The sequence below is a fragment of the Vibrio sp. STUT-A11 genome (genome assembly GCF_026000435.1).
Classification (GTDB): Bacteria; Pseudomonadota; Gammaproteobacteria; order Enterobacterales; family Vibrionaceae; genus Vibrio.
Map to the genome: position 1 here is coordinate 580,973 of NZ_AP026763.1, position 19,141 is coordinate 600,113.

The window sequence follows — 19,141 nt, forward strand, 5'->3', positions numbered from 1 at the left end:
GGCTAAATTGATTTACTTTTCACGCCATTAACATCTCTGTAAACTGTTAGCGGTCTGAAAGTCACTGTTTAAAAATCTTACTTAAACAAAAAGAATCAAAAATTACTCAGCCTGTTAGGGATAATGACTACAAGAGGTCAAAATGAGCAAAGAAATTAAAGCCCAAGTTGTTGTACTTGGTTCTGGTCCTGCTGGTTACTCTGCAGCATTCCGTTGTGCGGATCTAGGTCTTGAAACTGTACTAGTTGAACGTTACAGCACTCTTGGCGGTGTGTGTCTGAACGTGGGTTGTATCCCATCTAAAGCACTTCTTCACGTTTCTAAAGTAATCGAAGAAGCAAAAGCAATGGCTGATCACGGCGTTGTATTTGGCGAACCGCAAACTGACATCAACAAAATCCGCATCTGGAAAGAAAAAGTTGTTAACCAACTTACTGGTGGTCTGGGTGGCATGGCTAAGATGCGTAACGTAACAGTTGTTAACGGTTACGGTAAGTTTACTGGTCCTAACTCTATCCTTGTAGAAGGTGAAGGTGAGTCAACGGTTGTTAACTTCGACAACGCAATCGTTGCTGCTGGTTCTCGTCCAATCAAACTGCCATTTATCCCGCATGAAGACCCACGTATTTGGGATTCAACTGACGCTCTTGAACTAAAAGAAGTGCCAGAAAAACTGCTTATCATGGGTGGTGGTATCATCGGTCTAGAAATGGGTACGGTATACCAATCTCTAGGTTCTAAAGTTGAAGTTGTTGAGATGTTTGACCAGGTAATCCCTGCAGCAGACAAAGATATTGTTAAGGTTTACACCAAGCGTATCAAAGACAAGTTCAAGCTAATGCTAGAAACGAAAGTAACAGCAGTTGAAGCGAAAGAAGACGGTATTTACGTTTCAATGGAAGGCAAGAAAGCACCTGCTGAAGCAGAGCGCTACGATGCTGTTCTTGTTGCTATCGGTCGTGTGCCAAACGGTAAGCTAATCGACGGTGAAAAAGCGGGTCTTGAAATCGACGAGCGCGGCTTCATCAACGTTGACAAGCAAATGCGTACTAACGTTCCTCACATTTTCGCGATCGGTGATGTTGTTGGTCAACCGATGCTTGCGCACAAAGGTGTGCATGAAGGTCACGTAGCAGCTGAAGTTATCTCTGGTAAGAAGCACTACTTCGACCCTAAAGTTATCCCTTCAATTGCGTACACTGAGCCAGAAGTGGCTTGGGTTGGTAAGACTGAGAAAGAAGCGAAAGAAGAAGGCATCAAGTACGAAGTGGCAACATTCCCATGGGCAGCATCAGGTCGTGCAATCGCATCTGACTGTTCTGACGGTATGACTAAGCTAATCTTCGACAAAGAAACTCACCGCGTTATCGGTGGTGCTATCGTTGGTACTAACGGTGGTGAACTACTTGGCGAAATCGGTCTTGCGATCGAGATGGGTTGTGATGCAGAAGATATCGCTCTGACTATCCACGCTCACCCAACACTACACGAGTCGGTTGGTCTGGCTGCTGAAGTATTTGAAGGTTCAATCACTGACCTTCCAAACAAAAAAGCAGTTAAGAAGAAGTAAGTTTCTTTACTGAATGAATAATAAAAACCGCTGAACTTTCAGCGGTTTTTTTTGTACGTAAAACTCATGTTTTGTAGTCAAAAAGCCCAGTAGAAGGTCAAGCTAATCGAGAGTATAGCTTTCACCCTATGGTGTCATTCCGAGGAGCCTTAGCGACATCAGGAATCTACTCACTTCAAAAATGGAGCTGAAACGAGCACCTTAAACACCGACACTCTCGGTAAGTAGATCCTGAAACGAGCACCTTAAACACCGACACTCTCGGTAAGTAGATCCTGAATCACGCTCCTTCGTCGCTGTCCAGGATGACGGTAGTGTTACTATGTTGTTTGTAGTTGAACTAGCTGGGCTTAGTTAGTTTTGGTTTAAATCTTTATTAACCGCGCTCGTAGATACAAAGCATATCCAGGTATGAGCTGACCAGGTTTTTCAGCTCATCTTCACCTTTAAAACGGTTTGCTTGTACAAACAGTGAGTAGCAAATGCCGTGGAACAGGTTAGTCAAATGTTCTGGTTGATGCTTGTTGCAAATTTCACCACGCTCAATTGCTTTGATAAACATGTTCTGTACCAACAGCTGATTGGTGCGGTTGGTTGACACGAATAGTGGCCAAACTTCGTCGCGTGTCGATGCGCTCCACTCAAACCATACTTTCAGCCAGTGGCAATCTTGATTGACTAGCTCAATCATCGCGCTAGTGATATTCGCAATATTGTCACGTGCGTGTAGGTCTAAATCAATGTTATCTGACAGGAAGTTTGAGAACTGACGTACTACGTGGTTCAGTACTTCATCGACCAGATCTTCTCGGGTTGGGAAGTAGTTAAAAACGGTTGCAACAGAAACTTGCGCAATTTCAGCGATATCCGCATGACCGCCGCGGCCAATGCCACGGCGCGCAAATACTTCCAACGCGATTTCCATCAGTTGTTGTTTACGCTTAATAGGGGAAAGCCTAGTACGGGCTCTCTTTGCAATTGAGTCCATTATATTTACCTTGCCATTTTCGTTGTATGGGGGGAAATCCCCCTAATTGATTATTTTAATAATTGCTTAAAGCAAGTGATGAGTGTAATGGTGCATATAAGCAAGGTCAACATGTGTTGTGTGATTTGTAGACAGTAATGCTCTGATTGTTGATGCTTTTCGTCAGAATATTGTGAAATTCAAGCTATGCACCCAAAAAATCCTCGCAACGGGTTGTGACTTTCAACGCAATGAGCGTGGTGATACACTACGCGCCGTAAGATTAGGTGATCGTTTGCGCGCGATTGACCTTAACCCACCAAATAAATTGAGCAGAGTATGAAACATACAGTAGAAGTCATGATTTCTGAGGAAGTCGTTCAGGATCGAGTTCGTGAAATAGGCAAGCAAATTACTGAGCGTTACCAAGGTAGCGAAGATCTGGTTTTGGTTGGCTTATTGCGTGGTTCATTTGTTTTTATGGCCGACTTAGCCCGTGCCATTGACCTGACTCATCAAGTCGATTTCATGACGGCTTCAAGCTACGGCAATACGATGGAAAGCTCACGTGATGTTCGTATCCTGAAAGATCTGGATGACGATATCAAAGGCAAAGATGTTTTGCTTGTTGAAGACATTATCGATACCGGTAATACGCTGAACAAGATTCGTGAAATCCTGTCGCTACGTGAGCCAAAATCTATCGCAATCTGTACCTTGTTGGATAAACCATCTCGCCGTGAAGTGAATGTGCCAGTTGACTGGATTGGCTTTGAAATCCCAGATGAGTTTGTGGTTGGTGTAGGTATTGATTACGCTCAGAAATACCGTCACTTACCATTTATCGGTAAAGTTGTGCCTCAAGAGTAATTGATACTCTTAACGTAACCTGAGATTGTTTTAAGCCATCGCCATCAAACCTGTTTTTTAACTACAGTGATATTGAGCGATGGTTTTTCTTAGTTTAAAACAATACGCGATTATATAAATACACCCTAAGACAAAGGCCGAATCAACATATCCAGTTTAGGGTGTACCACTCGCCGCTTGACCGTTACTGCGTAGAAATTCTCGTACACATTTGGTAGCAACATATAGCTTTTTAAAATCCCCTGATCCAACTCATCTTTAACAACTACTTCCGGCATCACCGCCAATGCGCCTGTGTCACGAGTTAATAATCGCAGCATCGCCATATCATCCGATTCAGCAATAATTTCCGGCTGCAGTTGATACTGAGCCGCAAAGGCATCAAACGCTGAACGTAAAGGGTTTTCGCCATATGGCAACACCCAACGCTGATTGCAATAGCTATTACCTAGATCCTGCCCCAACTCCAAACCAGGAGGGCCAATAATCGCTACCGACTGTCTGGCGAGTACACGGCTTTGCCAGTTCTGTTTGTTTGAGCCACGGACGGGAATATTGGTCAGTGCCATATCCAACTGGAGTTCACCAAGCGCAGTTAACAAACCGGTTTGGCTCATGGACTGTAGCGTGTAGCGGCAGTCATCCTGATTGATTAATGGCTGAATAAACTGCTCGATAAAGTTACGCGAAATGGTTGATAAGATCCCGATACGAATCGTTGCTCCGGGAAGAGCTTTCCCACTGGTCAGAAGCTTTTCCAGCTCTTCACCATTTTTGAAAATTTCCTCAGCATAGCTCAGAGCATGATAACCACTTTCAGTAAGCGCTAATGTACGTCCTTTCCTCATGAACAATTCAACATCTAAACTTTGCTCTAATTGTTTGATTTGTGAGGAAAGGGCAGACTGAGAAATATGTAATTTCTGCGCAGTCTGGGTGAGGTTACCCTGCTTAGCCACTTGCCAAAAATAATAAAGATGATGATAGTTGAGTCGATTCATGGTTCTAGAAAAAAGAATGATTTATCAATTATTATATATTTTACTTAAGTGTAACTAACTTTCACAATACTCGTCATATTATTAAATGTGAGGTTGGTCATGTTCTCTGTGTTTTTACTTACACCGCTCAAGCTGATGTTACTCAGTTTGATTGCCATACTCGGATTCACCATCATTCGTTATAGTTGGGTGGCATTTGCTGGTGAAGCGGATCGCGGGCGTTTTCTTCGCGCTTTAATCATGACTATTTGTGCCGTCATTATGGTGGTCATCAGTAATCAGCTGCTTGTATTTTGGACCGCATGGGTTAGCGTAAGCCTTTCTCTTAACCGGTTAATTCTTTTTTATCCGCAGCGTGCTCGTGCACAGCTTGCGGCACACAAAAAATTTCTGCTCGCCCGGTTTAGCGAATTACTTTTAGCTGCGGCATTTGTCCTTTTATACCTTGAGTTCAATACATCATACATCAACGATATCATCGCTCAGGTTTCACTCACTTCAGACAGTGCCAAGCTTGAAGGTGCAGCGATACTGCTGGCTATCGTCGCATTGATTAAGTGTGCGCAGCTTCCTGTTCATGGCTGGCTTATTCAGGTTGTTGAAGCACCAACCCCAGTTTCGGCACTGCTTCACGCCGGCATTGTGAATCTTGGAGGAATATTACTACTCTTCTTCGCCCCTATACTTGCTTCAAGCGCTTTGGCGTGTGGCATTCTGATTGTACTGGCGGGAATCAGCACTGTGATTGCTGGTCTGGTAAGCACCACGCGCATTTCTATTAAAGTAAAACTGGCGTGGTCGACAAGCTCACAAATGGGGCTAATGCTGGTTGAAATAGCGTTAGGTCTTTACGAAATGGCTCTGCTGCACTTATTTGCGCACTCATTTTACAAAGCGTACTCGTTTCTTAATAGCGGCAATACCGTTAACCACTATCTGGCAGCAAAACTGGCTGGCGAGGTAAAACCTCGCGTGCAACATTGGTGTATTGCGCTCACTCTTGCTCTTATCTTGCTTACTATCACTCAGTGGCAATTTTCGGTGATGACCAGCCTGGCAGCAACCATCTTAGTGTGGTTTGCACTTAGCGCGCTAATTTTGCCAAGTGTTACTCGCTGGGACAGAGCTAGTCTGCCACGCATTGTTATTACCCTATGTTTTGCTTCAGCACTACTTACACTTTACACCACAGCCAAACACGCTCTGGCTGAAGTTGTTGGCCTCGGCGCTCCGCTAAATATACTGGCAGACGGATTTGTGGCTGCACTATTCATCTGTTTATTTGCCCTATCAATGGCACTGCAATACTGGCCTCATGTCAGCTGGGTCAAACGTCTGTTTATTTCACTTAACGCTGGGGTTTATCTCGATGAGTGGGCAACTCGCCTGACGTTAAAGTGGTGGCCGAGTCAGTCACTACTTGCCTTACAGAACGCTCAGTGGCAAGAAAAACCGGAGGCTAAATAATGATTGAACAACAACTGCATATGCCATATATCGATATTGCTAAATCCGTATCCGCATCAATCGCGCCGGCCTGGCCACTGGATCAATCTATTGCGGTTAACCCGTGGTGGCCGCAGCGTCATAATTCCATTGAAACAACCTTTGCTGAACAAACGGTTATCACGGGTGAAACCAGCCTGATGCCAAGAGCGTACTATCGTGAATTGTGGAATCAGCAAATTCAGCCTGAACATGTGCATCAGGCTATTGCGCAATCAGACTCTGTACTAACTTATGAGCAAGTTATTGAGGATCTGCAGCGAAACGAACCTAGCCTGATACGCTGGAAAACTCTGGCGATGTTGATGGATGAGGAAATTCCATCAGAACAAGGGCACAGTTGGGCACAGGAAATCGTTCAGCAAGTGAGCCAGTTTATCGCGCTCTATCACCAGTATCCGGACCGCTTTGATGCCGATGGCAAAGATGGCGAGCATCTATATCAAAGCTGGCTGGAAGTAATTTGTCGCGACAAAGGTATGAAAACACTGCTTGGCGTCGACCTGCTGCCCTATTTTCAAAAACTACCCAAATCGCTGCTTGAAGCATTAGGTGCAATCTATAAGACCTGGCAATCTACCTGGCAAACCGAAAGTGGTTGTCGCGCCTTTATGCGCGCTTCACTGCAACAGCTGTCTGGTTGGGCAGGTTGGCAATCATGGCTCGATTGGCAAGCTAACCTCGCACAGAAGCCAAGCAGCTTGTCTCACACTCTGGGCCTAACAACAATTTTGTTGGCATGGGACAAAGTGTTAATGATGTGGCTGGAAGAAACGCATCCACAAACCGCCAAGCGAATTCGTCAAACACTCGGCCATCAGACGAACAATATCGAACAGCTGTATTTTTTAGCCAAACAGCAGTTAGCATCAATGTGGATTTGGCAGCGTGCGCTTGAGCTTAGCGTACAAAATTCGTGGATCCATCAGGTTAGTTCCGTGAAAGAAAGCACCGAAAGTGCTCGCCCACAGTTGCAAGCGGTGTTTTGTATTGATGTTCGTTCTGAGCCAATGCGCCGTGCGTTAGAAGCGCAGGGCAGTGATATTGAAACCGTAGGGTTTGCTGGATTCTTCGGCATTCCTATCGCATATCAGAATCACGACGGCAGTATTTTACGTCCTCAACTGCCAGGCTTATTAGCTCCTGATTTAGTCGCTCAGCAAACTCGCATGCAACCAGAACGTTGGTTGAGACTAACCAAATTAGGTTGGCAAAACAGCCTGGATAAACCCTCGTCGAATTTAGGCATGGTAGAAGCCGGTGGTTTAATCAAGTTAGTCAGTCTGTTTAAACGCGTTGTGATGCAAGAAGGTACTGAAAACCCTGTTAACAAGGATCTTCGCGCCAATGAAACCTGGCAGCTTAAACGCAACCAAACCTTATTAACGACAGCAGAAAAAGCCGAATTAGGCGCTGGTATTTTAACCGCGATGGGCATTGCCAAACGTCTCGCTAACGTCGTGCTGTTAACGGGACACGGTAGTCAAACCTGTAACAACCATACTTCATCAAGTCTGGATTGTGGTGCGTGTGGCGGTCAAAGCGGTGAAGTGAATGTCAAAGTTCTGGCTTCGCTGTTAAACGATGAGCAAGTGCGCCGTGAGATGGAAAACTTTGGAGTAAACATTCCGGCAGACACACAGTTTTATGCAGCGCTGCATAACACCACTACCGACAATTTAACCGTGTTTGACGCGCCAAGTGCTAATTGGCGTAAGACAATTATTGATGCCAGCCACCAGGCTCGCCATGTTCGTGCAGAACAATTTGATGCACCAGTGGCGCCAAGCAAAAGTGACCTTAACCGATTCTTTAAACAGCGAGCAACAAACTGGGCACAAATGAGACCAGAGTGGGGGCTGTGTAATAACGCGGGAGTATTTATTGCCCCGAGGACGCTGACTCGTAATTTAGACTTTGCCGGACGTGCTTTCTTGCATGAGTATCACAGCGAGCAAGATCCTGAATACGTTCAACTGGAAAAAATTCTAACCGCACCGTTACTGGTTATGAACTGGATTAACTTACAATATTACGCTTCAGTTACCACTCCGGAGAAATTTGGCAGCGGTAACAAACTGCTACACAACGTGGTTGGCGGGCATATTGGTGTATTTGAAGGGAACGGTGGCGACCTGAGAATCGGGCTTTCAAAACAATCGGTTTACGATGGTAGCCATTACCGCCATCAGCCAGTCCGCCTCAGCGTATTTATTCAGGCACCCCAATTAGCCATTGAAGCTATCATGGCTCAGCATCAGGATGTGGCATCATTGGTCAATAATGGCTGGCTATTCCTATATCATGTGGATAGCCAGAAGCAAGTCAGCCAGTACCGGGATGGCACCTGGCAAGTTATCACTTAACAATCACTTACTTCTAAGACCTAAATACTAGCCTTATATTAATCTGGAAAATTTGTTGATTGTTCAAAGTCCAATATGATCACTTTTTTAGCTAGGTTGGTATTTGTCTGTATTTAGATTAACGTACGAATAAAAATGCCCACACTATGGGCATTTTGTCTTTAAGCTCTAATTCCCAGGGGGCGTGGGAATTATGAAAAATTTAACAACTAGAACTTAACGATATGAGACTTAACGACAAAGCAATTTATGTTCTGGATTCAGAATCCTTTCCATCGCAGCTTTGTAACTCTCTACTACCGTATCTCTGGAGTGACAACGCACACCTATGTACTCCAGCTTGCCATCATCGATACCGTAAACAACACCGTGTACTTCAATTTCCTGACCGCGTTCCCAGGCATTTTGCAGAATCGTTGAGTTGCTTAGATTATGAACTTGCTCTGCAACGTTGATTTCAGCCAGTTTGTCTGAGCGATCAGCTTCCGGCATTGATTCAATATAACTACGATGTTTGTAGTACAAGTCTCTGATATGCAGAAGCCAGTTGTTAATTAACCCGAGTTGAGGATTATCAATGGAGGCGGTTACACCACCACATCCGTAGTGACCACAAATAATAATATGCTTCACTTTTAATACGTCTACTGCGTATTGAACCACAGATAAACAGTTTAAGTCGGTATGAACAACCAGATTAGCGACATTACGATGAACGAATAGTTCTCCAGAGTACAGACCGGTTAGGCGTTCTGCCGGAACTCGACTGTCAGAACAACCAATCCACAGGAAGTCGGGGTTCTGTCCTTCAGCTAGCTTAGCGAAATATTCAGGGCGTTCAGACTTTATCTCTTCTGACCATTTTGAATTATTTTCAAATAATTGTTTAATTTCCGGCATCTTGTAAATTACTTCCCTTAAAAGACAAAAGCACTGACAGCTCAGCTGTTCGAATATAGCAAGCGATCAAAATTTCAACTATACACAATGTTACAATTTCGGTCCCGTTAATTATTACTCAGACAGGACTCATCTGACGTGTTCTTATCAATAAATTCGTACAATTGAGTCTGTTTATTTATCTACCCTCAAAACACATGAAATGGTTATGGTTTGAGGGAGCGTATCACTGGTTAAAGTGGTGAAGTTTGTTTTGATATTAATGCAAGGGAATTCAGTGTTGTTCGGTAATCGTTTTGAAGATATCAATTTCAAAGGGGACATCTTTGGTGGTGTCACAACCGCCATTATCTCGCTACCTTTGGCTTTAGCATTTGGCGTCGCTTCAGGAGCTGGCGCTGAATCTGGCTTATGGGGCGCGATCATGGTCGGTTTGTTTGCCTCTCTATTTGGTGGGTCTAATACGCTGATATCAGAACCGACCGGGCCGATGACCGTCATCATGACTGCTGTGCTAACGAGTATGATGGTGAAATACCCGGAAACAGGGATGGCCATGACGTTTACTGTCGTCATGATGGCAGGTGCGTTTCAGATTTTGCTGGGGACACTAAAGCTGGGTAAATACGTTACCTTAATGCCTTATAGTGTAATTTCCGGGTTTATGTCGGGGATTGGTGTCATACTGATTATCCTGCAATTATCCCCACTGCTGGGGCATGCTGCGCCTTCAGGTGGTGTATTAGGGACACTTTCTGCATTACCTGAGACCATTTCTAATTTGAAGTTTAGTGAGCTGTTTTTAGGCTTGCTGACGTTAGGTATTCTGTTTTTCTTCCCAAAACAATATCGCAAGTATGTACCTGCTCAGCTGGTGGCACTGGTTGCTGTCACGTTGTTATCCGTGATGGTGTTTGATACGGATGACATTCGTCGTATTGGCGAAATCCCAGCTGGTCTGCCTTCGTTGGTTACGCCGCACATTAACCCGGATATGTTTGTTGAGATGGTTATCGATGCCCTGGTACTGGGGACACTTGGTTGTATTGATACGCTACTCACAGCGGTTATCGGCGACTCATTAACGCGTAAAGAGCATGATTCTGATAAAGAACTGCGTGGTCAGGGTCTGGCGAATATGATTTCCGGATTGTTTGGTGCGCTACCGGGTGCGGGGGCGACGATGGGAACCGTGACCAATATACAGGTCGGTGCGCGCTCACCGTTATCTGGTGTGGTGCGTGCGTTGATGCTGGCATTAGTGGTCTTGGTTGCTGGTGGGTTGACCGAGCCGATTCCAATGGCGGTACTGGCTGGTATTGCCGTGTATGTCGGTTTTAACATTCTTGACTGGAGCTTTATTCAGCGTGCTCACAAAGTCAGCTTTTCAGGCATGGCTGTGATGTACGGGGTGATGCTGTTGACCGTATTCGTCGATCTGATCGTAGCCGTCGGGCTTGGGGTGTTCATTTCCAATATCATTATTATCGAACGCCTGAGCCGTGAGCAGGCACGCCAAGTTAAAGCCATTAGTGATGCTGATGAAGATGATGTGCCTTTAACAGACAGTGAAAGAGGACTATTGGATCGAGCGAATGGTACGGTGCTGTTCTTTTACCTTTCTGGGCCAATGATCTTTAGCGTATCAAAAGCGATTTCTCGTCAGCACTCAAGTATTGCTGATTATGAAGTGATGATCCTGGATCTCACGGATGTACCAATGATTGATGTGACCGTGGGGTTAGCACTGGAAAACGCGATCAAAGATGCTCTGGATGCAAGTTGTGAAGTGTATCTGTTGTGCCCGAATCAACGTACACGTGAACAACTGGAAAAATTCCATGTGATCGATCTGGTGCCCGCAGCCAACATTTATCGATTCCGATATGAAGCATTGAACGCCGCTGTTGCGCATGTTGAGGAAGCGCAATATCAGCGCATTACTGCGTAATTATTTAGCTCTGCTAAGCCGGCTTGGCAGAGCTCTCATCCCACGTCTGGTTTCCCATAGCCGCATTGCCCCAGTTATCTGCCTGTCTAATTCGCAAACACAAACTCGTGATTGATAACCCTTCTAAGTTTATACAAAGGTTTCATTGTAATCATCGTTATTCAACGATAGACTAATAATCCTTCACTGCAGTACCGAAAAGATATTTCAGAGGCATCGGCTCTGAATTGTTCAAATACTCTCACTTGGTATCCGCAATAACGAATTACAACAGACGGCATCAACTACGCTATGTACGCATTAGAAATCGAACAGCTACGTAAAACGTACGCAGGCGGCTTTGAGGCGTTAAAAGGCATCAGTCTACAAGTTAAACAAGGTGACTTTTACGCGCTTCTCGGCCCAAATGGGGCAGGGAAATCAACCACAATCGGTATTATCGCTTCGCTTGTCAATAAAACGTCCGGAACCACCAAAGTCTTTGGTTACGACATCGATACTGATCTTGAATTGGCGAAACAAAATTTAGGCTTGGTTCCTCAGGAGTTTAACTTCAACCAATTTGAATCGGTGGAGCAAATCGTTACTCAGCAAGCCGGTTACTACGGCGTACCAAAAGCGGTTGCAAAAGAGCGTGCACAGAAGTACCTGACTCAACTTGACCTATGGGACAAACGTTCAGAGTCCGCTCGTAATCTATCTGGTGGCATGAAACGTCGACTCATGATTGCCCGAGCGCTAATGCATGAACCAAAATTACTGATCCTCGACGAGCCAACGGCTGGCGTGGATATCGAATTGCGTCGTTCAATGTGGGAGTTCCTTAAAAAGATTAACGCTCAAGGCATCACGATTATTCTGACCACTCACTACCTTGAAGAAGCGGAAATGCTTTGTCGCAACATCGGTATTATTAATCGCGGGGAGCTGATTGAGAACACCACGATGAAAGGCTTGTTATCTAAGCTGCAAGTCGAAACATTTGTGCTCGACGTTGAAAACGAAAGCTGTCTTCAGCCTCTTGATGGCGTCATTTCTCAAACCGTCAAAGACGGCTCGCTGGAAATTGAGCTTGAGAAATCGGAAGGCTTGAACCATGTGTTTACTCAGTTAACTGAGCAAGGCGTAAGAGTGCTATCGATGCGTAATAAGGCTAACCGCTTGGAAGAGTTGTTTGTCCGTATTGTTCGCGAGCAGAGTTAAGGAAACGGTATGTATCATATTTATTGGACTGCTTTTGTCAGTTTGCTGGGTAAAGAGATCAATCGCTTTACGCGTATTTGGGTACAAACCTTAGTTCCGCCAGTGATTACTATGTGCTTATATTTCATCATCTTTGGTAATCTTATTGGTTCGCGTATCGGTCAGATGAACGGATTTAGTTATATGGAATACATTGTTCCTGGCTTAATCATGATGTCGGTCATTACCAACTCATACTCAAACGTCGCTTCGTCATTTTTCAGTGCAAAAATGCAGAAAAATATCGAAGAACTGCTTGTGGCTCCGGTTCCTAACTATGTCATTATTGCAGGTTATGTCATGGGTGGAGTTACCCGAGGCTTGTTGGTTGGCACCTTTGTCACTTTCGTATCGCTATTCTTTGTTGATTTGAATGTGGATCATTGGGGAATTATATTCCTGACCGTATTTATGACTTCGGTTGTGTTTGCGTTAGGTGGATTAATCAATGCCATCTTTGCTAAGACGTTCGATGATATTTCTATTGTCCCTACGTTTGTTCTGACGCCATTAACCTACTTAGGTGGGGTGTTCTATTCGATTAGCCTGCTACCAGAGTTTTGGCAGGGGGTGTCAAAAATCAATCCGATCGTCTATATGGTCAACGCATTCCGTTATGGATTTTTAGGCGTATCGGATGTGGGCATCGTGACATCGTTTAGTGTACTGAGTGTTTTTGTTGTCTTGCTATATGCAGTGGCGCATTACTTAGTGACCAAAGGTAAAGGCTTACGCACCTAACCTATATTTAAACTATATTGTTGAAGTTGCAATAAAAAAGGTCGACTCGAAGTCGACCTTTTCTTTTTACTTTTGCTTACTAGGCATCATTTGAATTGCCATCGCTCGATTCTGAATTATCTTTAGCTTCAACTGCCATATCAACGGTTTGATTGTCGATCAGACGAACATTTCCTAAAAATGCTGACATCAGAATAACGGCTTGTGTGGTGTCTGCGGTGATCGCTTCTAACGTGCGAGTATCACGGATAAATATTTCATCCGGATGCAAACCAGCGGCTCTAAGCTGATCACTTGCATCTTCAATGATTGACGCGTAATCATCACGCCCGCCGCGCATTGCACTGCTGATCCAACGCATGGTACGTGCAAGCACAGGAGCACGCTGACGTTGATCAAGCGTAAGTAGCCCATTGCGAGAGCTCATTGCAAGCCCGTCCATTTCACGAACGGTCGGCACGCCTACGATTTCGATATCCATTGCCAGGTCATCAACCATCTTGCGAATCACGGCAAGTTGCTGGAAGTCTTTTTCGCCGAAACAAGCCAGATCTGGCTGGACAATGTTAAACAACTTATTGACGATAGTCGTTACGCCACGGAAGTGACCCGGGCGAGAGGCACCTTCTAAAGTGGTCGACAGACCCGGTACATCGACAAAAGTCTGTTTATCTAAACCTTCAGGATAGATAATCTCTGGTGTTGGAGTGAACACGAGATCAACCCCTTCAGCAGTGAGTTTGCTGAGGTCTTCATCCATTGTGCGCGGGTAGTTACTTAAATCATCGGCACGTTCAAACTGCATCGGGTTAACAAAGATGCTTACGACAACAACATCAGCATATTCGCGAGCTTTACGAACCAGCGTTAAGTGACCTTCATGAAGATTGCCCATGGTTGGGACAAACGCGATTTTACGCCCTTCACGCTTATAGGTTTTTACCTGTTCACGAACCGCTGAAATTTCCGCAAAAGTTTGCATTCACTTATCCTCTAAGCAATGGTATGAGCGTCGTCTGGGAATACACCGTTTGCAACATCTTCCATGTATTTTGCAACGGCTTTGCGCATATCACCTGTTTCTGCAAGAAAGTTTTTGGAGAATTTAGGCATGTAGTTGGCAGAAATACCAAACATATCATGCATGACTAGAATTTGACCATCAGTCACATTACCCGCTCCGATACCAATAACAGGAACGTCAAGCAATTGCGTGATACGCTCTGCCAAAGCTGCAGGAACACACTCTAGAAGGATAATTTGAGCACCAGCCTCTTGTAGTGCCAATGCGTCTTTGACCATGCGATCGGCGTTTTCCTGGTCTCGGCCCTGTACTTTATAGCCACCAAAGATGTTCACTGACTGAGGTGTCAGACCGAGGTGAGCACACACAGGAACCGCACGCTCAGTGAGCATTTTGACGGTATCAACTAGCCAGTCACCGCCTTCGATCTTAACCATGTTAGCGCCAGCACGCATGATTTTTGCTGCATTTTCGCAGGCTTGTTCTGGCGTTGTGTAGCTCATGAATGGCATGTCAGACATGAGTAAACAGTTTGGGCTACCAGCACGAACGCAACGAGTGTGGTATACGATATCTTCCACAGTGACAGGCAGTGTATCGTTTTCGCCTTGCAGAACCATACCCAGTGAATCACCCACTAGCAGGACTGGCATCTCCTGGCTTTCAAAAAGTTGGGCAAAACTTGCATCGTAAGCTGTTGAAGTAGCAAATTTACGACCTTCTTGTTTGCACTTAATCAGGTCGTTAATGGTCATTTTTTTCATTGTTTTATCCTTACTAGGAGTTGGCTATGACTGCCAAATATTGAGGCCGTTTCTATCTACTTGATTCAGTAACGAAGAGACCTCGGTCCCATCAGGGAGTTGTAAACTTGGTGCAATTTCCGCAAGAGGGTAGAGCACGAACTCGCGTTCTTTCATTCCGTAGTGGGGAATAGTCAGTCTTTCGGAATTAATCACCTCATTGCCGTAAAGTACAATATCGAGATCCAATGTTCTTGGCCCCCAACGTTCATCTTTACGGACACGCCCTTGCTCTTGCTCGATCGCTTGGGTGCGATCAAGCAGTTGCAAAGGCGTCAAATTGGTCTCAATGGCCACGACCGCATTAATGTAATCCGGCTGATTTTGTGGCCCCATTGGCGTGCTGCTGTAAAGCTGCGAAGCTTTGACAAATTTTGATTCAGGCAGTGTTTTTAGCGCTTCGATCGCTTGTTTTGCTTGGCTGACAGGATCAGCCAAGTTGCTGCCTACCGCAATGTACGCTGTGATCATGACTTAGGCTTACTCTTTTTCTTGCGATAGGTTTTACGGCGACGCTGGCCTTTCGGCGCTTGGTCGTCGAGATCGGCAGCCATTGCCTGGCGCATTTCTCGGCCTGCATTTTGAAAAGTTTCCCACCATTTGGCAAGCTTCTCTGTCTCGCCGCCTTCAATTTCGCCACGCATTTCAAGGAAGTCGAATCCCGCACGGAATTTGTTGAGTTCCATAAGGCGTGAGGCGCGTTTGCCGTTGCGTCGTGGCAGGCGTAACTGCAGCTGCCAAATCTCGCGAATAGTCGCAGTGTGACGTCGTGGGATTGCAATAGTGCGAACTTGCTCATCAAGAATGATGTTACTGGCTTCCATGATGGCATCGTAATAACCCAGATGGCGTTGCTCCATCAGTTTCTCGGCGACGGCACACAGTGGATACCACAGCATCGCTGCAAACATAAACGCAGGATTGATGCGTTTACCATCTTCGATTCTCATGTCTGTGGAATCGAGGACCAGATCCAGCATCTGCTCAGTTTGTGAGGAGTAGTCTTCAGTGAAGTGCTCAGCAATGGTCGGGAAAAGCTGTTGGAATAGGTTGTATTCACGCAGCAGGTGGTAGGTTTCTAAACCTTGACCAGACTGCAACAGCTTTAACGACTCTTCGAAAAGTCGCGCGGATGGGATATCACGCAATAGCGTCGACATCTCTTCGATTGGCGCTGCGGTATCTTCTTCGATATCAAAATCAAGCTTTACTGCAAAACGAACAGCACGCAGCATGCGTACCGGATCTTCACGGTAGCGAGTTTCTGGATCACCGATCAGGCGAATCAGACGATCTTCTAAGTCCTCGATACCACGGGCATAATCGTGAATCGAGTAATCAGCGATGTTGTAGTACATCGAGTTGATCGTGAAATCGCGGCGTTCTGCATCTTCATCGATGGTGCCGTACACGTTGTCGCGTAGCAGCATGCCTTCTTTTGATTGCTGAGAAATACTTTTGTTTTTCTGCTCTTGATGGTGGCCACGGAAGGTCGCGACTTCAATGATGTCTCGACCAAACATGATGTGAGCTAAGCGGAAACGACGCCCAATCAAGCGGCAGTTTCTGAATAGCTGTTTGATTTGCTCTGGTGTTGCATTGGTCGCAATATCAAAGTCTTTTGGTCTCTGTCCAAGCAGTAAATCTCGAACCCCGCCACCCACAAGAAAAGCATCGAAACCAGCACCATTAAGGCGGTACAGTACCTTCAGTGCATTGTCACTGATCTGCTTACGCGAAATGTTGTGCTCTTCACGAGTTATTACATTGAGAGCGAGCTCTGGGATTGTGGCAGGTTCGCTTGGTGTATAGTCGTTTGTATTCATGTGCATCTGGCAATAACTGGGTTTAATCCAATTTTGCTTTGGTTAGTTTTGGTGCCCTCGGGCAGATTTGCGGCTAATGATAGCACTACACAGCGCCATTTGAGAATCATGCTGTGATTTCGATCTCTGTTGGTAGCTGTTCTAACTGCCAGTTCTCGCAGCCCCAGCGAAGAATATTCTCAATAGCTGAGGCTCGTATTTCTTCTGGTATATCAAAGCCTAAAAACGTCATCGCTTTTAGTAGTGCAGGCTTCGGATTGTTAATATCAATAGCCGTCGCGTGATTTTGTTTCGACAGTTTATTGCCGTTGTTATCTATCGCCAAGGGTAAGTGCAAGTAACTGACTTCGGGTTGCCCTAGAATTTGGTACAAGCTGATTTGGCGCCCAGTCGGTTCAATTAAATCAGCGCCACGAACCACTTCAGTCACCCCTTGGTCGATATCATCCAATACTACCGCAAGATTATAAGCAAATAATCCATCCCGGCGTTTAATAATGAAATCTTCATTAACCAGCTGCTCAGGAATCTTTATGGTTCCATGTTTCAGGTCGCTGAAACTGGCGATAGGCTTGGTCATTTTTAGGCGTATTGCGCCTTCTTTCAAGTTTTTATCTCGGCAAGTGCCCGGATAAAACCCACCATGCTGCTTAATTTGCTTGCGTGTACACTGGCAATAATACGCGTCACCATTTTCTAGCCAAGTATCTATTTGAGCCTGGTAGAGATGATGACGCTGACTCTGGTAAACCACTTCGCCATCCCAATGTAATTGGTAAGCTTGCAGTGCTTGCAGAATGGCTTGTGTTGCGCCGGGCATTTCCCTTGGAGGATCGAGGTCTTCTATGCGAACTAACCATGCTCCATGGTTGGCTTTTGCCTGAAAATAACTACCAAGGGCGGCGACCAGTGAGCCAAAATGCAGTGGCCCTGAAGGAGATGGGGCGAATCGGCCAACATAGCTTGTCATGGGTGTGAATCTCGAACAGATAAGCCAAAACAAAAAGGGAGCCAGAGCTCCCTTCCATCATCAAAATGCGTGGTGATTAGCCTTGCATCTGCCTTTCTTTGATTTCTGCAAGTGTTTTACAGTCGATACAAAGATCGGCAGTTGGGCGTGCTTCAAGACGGCGAATGCCGATCTCTACGCCACAAGACTCACAAAAGCCGAAGTCATCTTCTTCGATTTTGTCTAACGTCTTTTCAATCTTCTTGATCAAACGGCGCTCACGGTCACGATTACGCAGTTCTAGGCTGAACTCTTCCTCTTGAGAGGCGCGGTCCACTGGATCAGGGAAGTTTGCTGCTTCGTCCTGCATATGGTGAACAGTACGGTCCACTTCAGATCTTAGTTGATCACGCCAAGCCGTTAGGATTTTCGTAAAGTGTTCAACCTGCTCTGGTGACATGTATTCTTCACCAGGTTTTTCCTGATATGGCTCCACGCCTGCAATGGCTAGGATGCCAATCGTTTTTTTCTTTGATTCTGGCATACAGCATCTCCTACTTACACCTAGTCAACTGCTTCGCAGTCTATTTAAGGCGGGTATCTATAGCAAAAAGAGGCGGTGCAGGCAAATACTGATTTGCAATCTTATCGTCAATGTGAAGATAACATCATTTTTTCTCTAAATTGATGAAATCTACAGCGGAAATTAGCGATATGTCAGTACAGCTTAGTTCAGCTTTATAGCAGAGAACTTCGACTCCAGCGTCTTGTGCTTGTTTGAGTAATTGTGAATATTTTGCGTCTATATGGTGTGCCGCAGATACTTTTTCAATACCCGAATGTAAAACAGTAAATAAAAGTATGGCTCTACTTCCATTTTGTGCCATTTCTGTGAGCTCTCTCAGGTGTTTTTGTCCTCGGGTGGTGACAGCATCGGGGAAGTATCCTTGCCCATCTGAGTGAGTTTCATCAAGAAGAGTGACGCTTTTTACCTCTATATAGCACTTTGGTTTATCGCTGGCGCTGAGCAAGATATCAATTCGGCTATTTTCATTACCATATTTCACTTCGGTTTGAAGCGTGTCGTAACCGCAAAGCTCTGAAATAACGTTGTTTTCAATTGCCTCAACCGCGAGTTGGTTGGCACGTGCGGTATTAATACAAATACGGTGGCCGAGATTGGTTTCACTGAGCTCCCAGCTATTAGGGTATTTACGCTTGGGGTTATCGGATGTTGAGTACCAAACTTTGTTACCAGGTGTGGCACAGCCAGTCATCGCGCCTGTGTTGGCACAATGAATGGTGCGAATTTCACCGTTATCAAGCTCAATATCGGCAAGAAAGCGTTTATAGCGTTTGAGTAGAGTCGCTGACTCTAAAGCGGGTTCGAAATGCATTTGCTTATTTAGACGGGCGCGTTTTTAT

At 45.3% G+C, this 19,141-nt stretch carries 17 protein-coding genes; 7 read left to right on the top strand and 10 right to left on the bottom strand.

Features of this window, described 5'->3' with window-relative positions:
* Positions 1 to 142 precede the first annotated feature (142 nt).
* Positions 143 to 1,570: a dihydrolipoyl dehydrogenase gene (lpdA, locus tag OO774_RS02825; RefSeq protein ID WP_264904481.1), complete on the top strand. Its 1,428-nt coding sequence runs from the start codon at positions 143 to 145 to the stop codon at positions 1,568 to 1,570.
* A 376-nt stretch (positions 1,571 to 1,946) separates the two neighbouring features.
* Here lpdA and OO774_RS02830 read toward each other — a convergent pair whose 3' ends face one another.
* Positions 1,947 to 2,558 carry a LuxR/HapR/OpaR family quorum-sensing transcriptional regulator gene (locus OO774_RS02830; protein WP_264904483.1) on the bottom strand — a complete coding sequence of 204 codons (612 nt, stop codon included), beginning with the start codon at positions 2,556 to 2,558 and terminating at the stop codon, positions 1,947 to 1,949.
* A gap of 318 nt (positions 2,559 to 2,876) precedes the next feature.
* On the opposite strand from OO774_RS02830, the gene hpt reads away from it, so the two are divergent.
* Positions 2,877 to 3,407, top strand: coding sequence for a hypoxanthine phosphoribosyltransferase (hpt, locus tag OO774_RS02835; RefSeq protein ID WP_014232942.1), 531 nt, complete (start codon positions 2,877 to 2,879; stop codon positions 3,405 to 3,407).
* A gap of 125 nt (positions 3,408 to 3,532) precedes the next feature.
* Here hpt and OO774_RS02840 read toward each other — a convergent pair whose 3' ends face one another.
* Positions 3,533 to 4,408 carry a LysR family transcriptional regulator gene (locus tag OO774_RS02840; RefSeq protein ID WP_264904484.1) on the bottom strand — a complete coding sequence of 292 codons (876 nt, stop codon included), beginning with the start codon at positions 4,406 to 4,408 and terminating at the stop codon, positions 3,533 to 3,535.
* Positions 4,409 to 4,507: 99 nt separating this feature from the next.
* On the opposite strand from OO774_RS02840, the gene OO774_RS02845 reads away from it, so the two are divergent.
* Both OO774_RS02845 and OO774_RS02850 read left to right on the top strand, forming a co-directional pair.
* Positions 4,508 to 5,875: an NADH-quinone oxidoreductase subunit L gene (locus OO774_RS02845; protein WP_264904485.1), complete on the top strand. Its 1,368-nt coding sequence runs from the start codon at positions 4,508 to 4,510 to the stop codon at positions 5,873 to 5,875.
* Positions 5,875 to 8,280, top strand: coding sequence for a DUF2309 domain-containing protein (locus tag OO774_RS02850; protein ID WP_264904487.1), 2,406 nt, complete (start codon positions 5,875 to 5,877; stop codon positions 8,278 to 8,280). The genes OO774_RS02845 and OO774_RS02850 overlap by 1 nt, the downstream gene beginning before the upstream one ends.
* Positions 8,281 to 8,511: 231 nt before the next feature.
* On the opposite strand, the gene can is transcribed toward OO774_RS02850, so the two are convergent.
* Positions 8,512 to 9,180, bottom strand: a complete 669-nt coding sequence (gene can, locus OO774_RS02855; protein ID WP_176291548.1) for a carbonate dehydratase — start codon at positions 9,178 to 9,180, stop codon at positions 8,512 to 8,514.
* Between the two features lie 280 nt (positions 9,181 to 9,460).
* On the opposite strand from can, the gene OO774_RS02860 reads away from it, so the two are divergent.
* The 3 genes from OO774_RS02860 to OO774_RS02870 all read left to right on the top strand — a co-directional run bounded on the left by OO774_RS02860 (position 9,461) and on the right by OO774_RS02870 (position 13,114).
* A complete protein-coding gene (locus tag OO774_RS02860; protein ID WP_264906048.1) occupies positions 9,461 to 11,131 on the top strand; it encodes a SulP family inorganic anion transporter in 1,671 nt (556 codons plus the stop codon).
* A gap of 291 nt (positions 11,132 to 11,422) precedes the next feature.
* Complete coding sequence (locus OO774_RS02865) at positions 11,423 to 12,334, top strand: ABC transporter ATP-binding protein (RefSeq protein WP_264904490.1); 912 nt, start codon at positions 11,423 to 11,425, stop codon at positions 12,332 to 12,334.
* Between the two features lie 9 nt (positions 12,335 to 12,343).
* Positions 12,344 to 13,114 (top strand): ABC transporter permease, encoded by a 771-nt coding sequence (locus tag OO774_RS02870; RefSeq protein ID WP_264904491.1) that lies wholly within the window; start codon positions 12,344 to 12,346, stop codon positions 13,112 to 13,114.
* Between the two features lie 79 nt (positions 13,115 to 13,193).
* Here OO774_RS02870 and panC read toward each other — a convergent pair whose 3' ends face one another.
* The 7 genes from panC to sfsA form a co-directional block, all read right to left on the bottom strand.
* Entirely contained in the window at positions 13,194 to 14,096 is a 903-nt protein-coding gene (gene panC / locus OO774_RS02875) for a pantoate--beta-alanine ligase (protein WP_264904493.1), read from the bottom strand.
* 11 nt (positions 14,097 to 14,107) lie between these two features.
* Positions 14,108 to 14,902 carry a 3-methyl-2-oxobutanoate hydroxymethyltransferase gene (panB, locus tag OO774_RS02880; protein ID WP_264904494.1) on the bottom strand — a complete coding sequence of 265 codons (795 nt, stop codon included), beginning with the start codon at positions 14,900 to 14,902 and terminating at the stop codon, positions 14,108 to 14,110.
* A gap of 24 nt (positions 14,903 to 14,926) precedes the next feature.
* Positions 14,927 to 15,412 carry a 2-amino-4-hydroxy-6-hydroxymethyldihydropteridine diphosphokinase gene (gene folK / locus OO774_RS02885; protein ID WP_264904495.1) on the bottom strand — a complete coding sequence of 162 codons (486 nt, stop codon included), beginning with the start codon at positions 15,410 to 15,412 and terminating at the stop codon, positions 14,927 to 14,929.
* Positions 15,409 to 16,773, bottom strand: a complete 1,365-nt coding sequence (gene pcnB / locus OO774_RS02890; protein ID WP_264904497.1) for a polynucleotide adenylyltransferase PcnB — start codon at positions 16,771 to 16,773, stop codon at positions 15,409 to 15,411. Before pcnB ends, folK begins: the two co-directional genes overlap by 4 nt.
* 100 nt (positions 16,774 to 16,873) lie before the next feature.
* The gene (gene gluQRS / locus OO774_RS02895) at positions 16,874 to 17,737 is read right to left on the bottom strand and encodes a tRNA glutamyl-Q(34) synthetase GluQRS (protein WP_264904499.1); all 864 of its coding nucleotides are present in this window, start codon (positions 17,735 to 17,737) and stop codon (positions 16,874 to 16,876) included.
* A gap of 76 nt (positions 17,738 to 17,813) precedes the next feature.
* Complete coding sequence (gene dksA / locus OO774_RS02900; RefSeq protein ID WP_264904501.1) at positions 17,814 to 18,260, bottom strand: RNA polymerase-binding protein DksA; 447 nt, start codon at positions 18,258 to 18,260, stop codon at positions 17,814 to 17,816.
* Positions 18,261 to 18,384: 124 nt separating this feature from the next.
* Positions 18,385 to 19,113 carry a DNA/RNA nuclease SfsA gene (sfsA, locus tag OO774_RS02905; RefSeq protein ID WP_264904502.1) on the bottom strand — a complete coding sequence of 243 codons (729 nt, stop codon included), beginning with the start codon at positions 19,111 to 19,113 and terminating at the stop codon, positions 18,385 to 18,387.
* Positions 19,114 to 19,141 lie beyond the last annotated feature (28 nt).

Excerpts from the sequence above, each read along its gene's own strand:
- lpdA (WP_264904481.1), top strand. The coding sequence starts at position 143 with ATGAGCAAAGAAATTAAAGCCCAAGTTGTTGTACTTGGTTCTGGTCCT.
- OO774_RS02830 (WP_264904483.1), bottom strand. The coding sequence starts at position 2,558 with ATGGACTCAATTGCAAAGAGAGCCCGTACTAGGCTTTCCCCTATTAAG.
- hpt (WP_014232942.1), top strand. The coding sequence starts at position 2,877 with ATGAAACATACAGTAGAAGTCATGATTTCTGAGGAAGTCGTTCAGGAT.
- OO774_RS02840 (WP_264904484.1), bottom strand. The coding sequence starts at position 4,408 with ATGAATCGACTCAACTATCATCATCTTTATTATTTTTGGCAAGTGGCT.
- OO774_RS02845 (WP_264904485.1), top strand. The coding sequence starts at position 4,508 with ATGTTCTCTGTGTTTTTACTTACACCGCTCAAGCTGATGTTACTCAGT.
- OO774_RS02850 (WP_264904487.1), top strand. The coding sequence starts at position 5,875 with ATGATTGAACAACAACTGCATATGCCATATATCGATATTGCTAAATCC.
- can (WP_176291548.1), bottom strand. The coding sequence starts at position 9,180 with ATGCCGGAAATTAAACAATTATTTGAAAATAATTCAAAATGGTCAGAA.
- OO774_RS02865 (WP_264904490.1), top strand. The coding sequence starts at position 11,423 with ATGTACGCATTAGAAATCGAACAGCTACGTAAAACGTACGCAGGCGGC.
- OO774_RS02870 (WP_264904491.1), top strand. The coding sequence starts at position 12,344 with ATGTATCATATTTATTGGACTGCTTTTGTCAGTTTGCTGGGTAAAGAG.
- panC (WP_264904493.1), bottom strand. The coding sequence starts at position 14,096 with ATGCAAACTTTTGCGGAAATTTCAGCGGTTCGTGAACAGGTAAAAACC.
- panB (WP_264904494.1), bottom strand. The coding sequence starts at position 14,902 with ATGAAAAAAATGACCATTAACGACCTGATTAAGTGCAAACAAGAAGGT.
- folK (WP_264904495.1), bottom strand. The coding sequence starts at position 15,412 with ATGATCACAGCGTACATTGCGGTAGGCAGCAACTTGGCTGATCCTGTC.
- pcnB (WP_264904497.1), bottom strand. The coding sequence starts at position 16,773 with ATGCACATGAATACAAACGACTATACACCAAGCGAACCTGCCACAATC.
- gluQRS (WP_264904499.1), bottom strand. The coding sequence starts at position 17,737 with ATGACAAGCTATGTTGGCCGATTCGCCCCATCTCCTTCAGGGCCACTG.
- dksA (WP_264904501.1), bottom strand. The coding sequence starts at position 18,260 with ATGCCAGAATCAAAGAAAAAAACGATTGGCATCCTAGCCATTGCAGGC.
- sfsA (WP_264904502.1), bottom strand. The coding sequence starts at position 19,113 with ATGCATTTCGAACCCGCTTTAGAGTCAGCGACTCTACTCAAACGCTAT.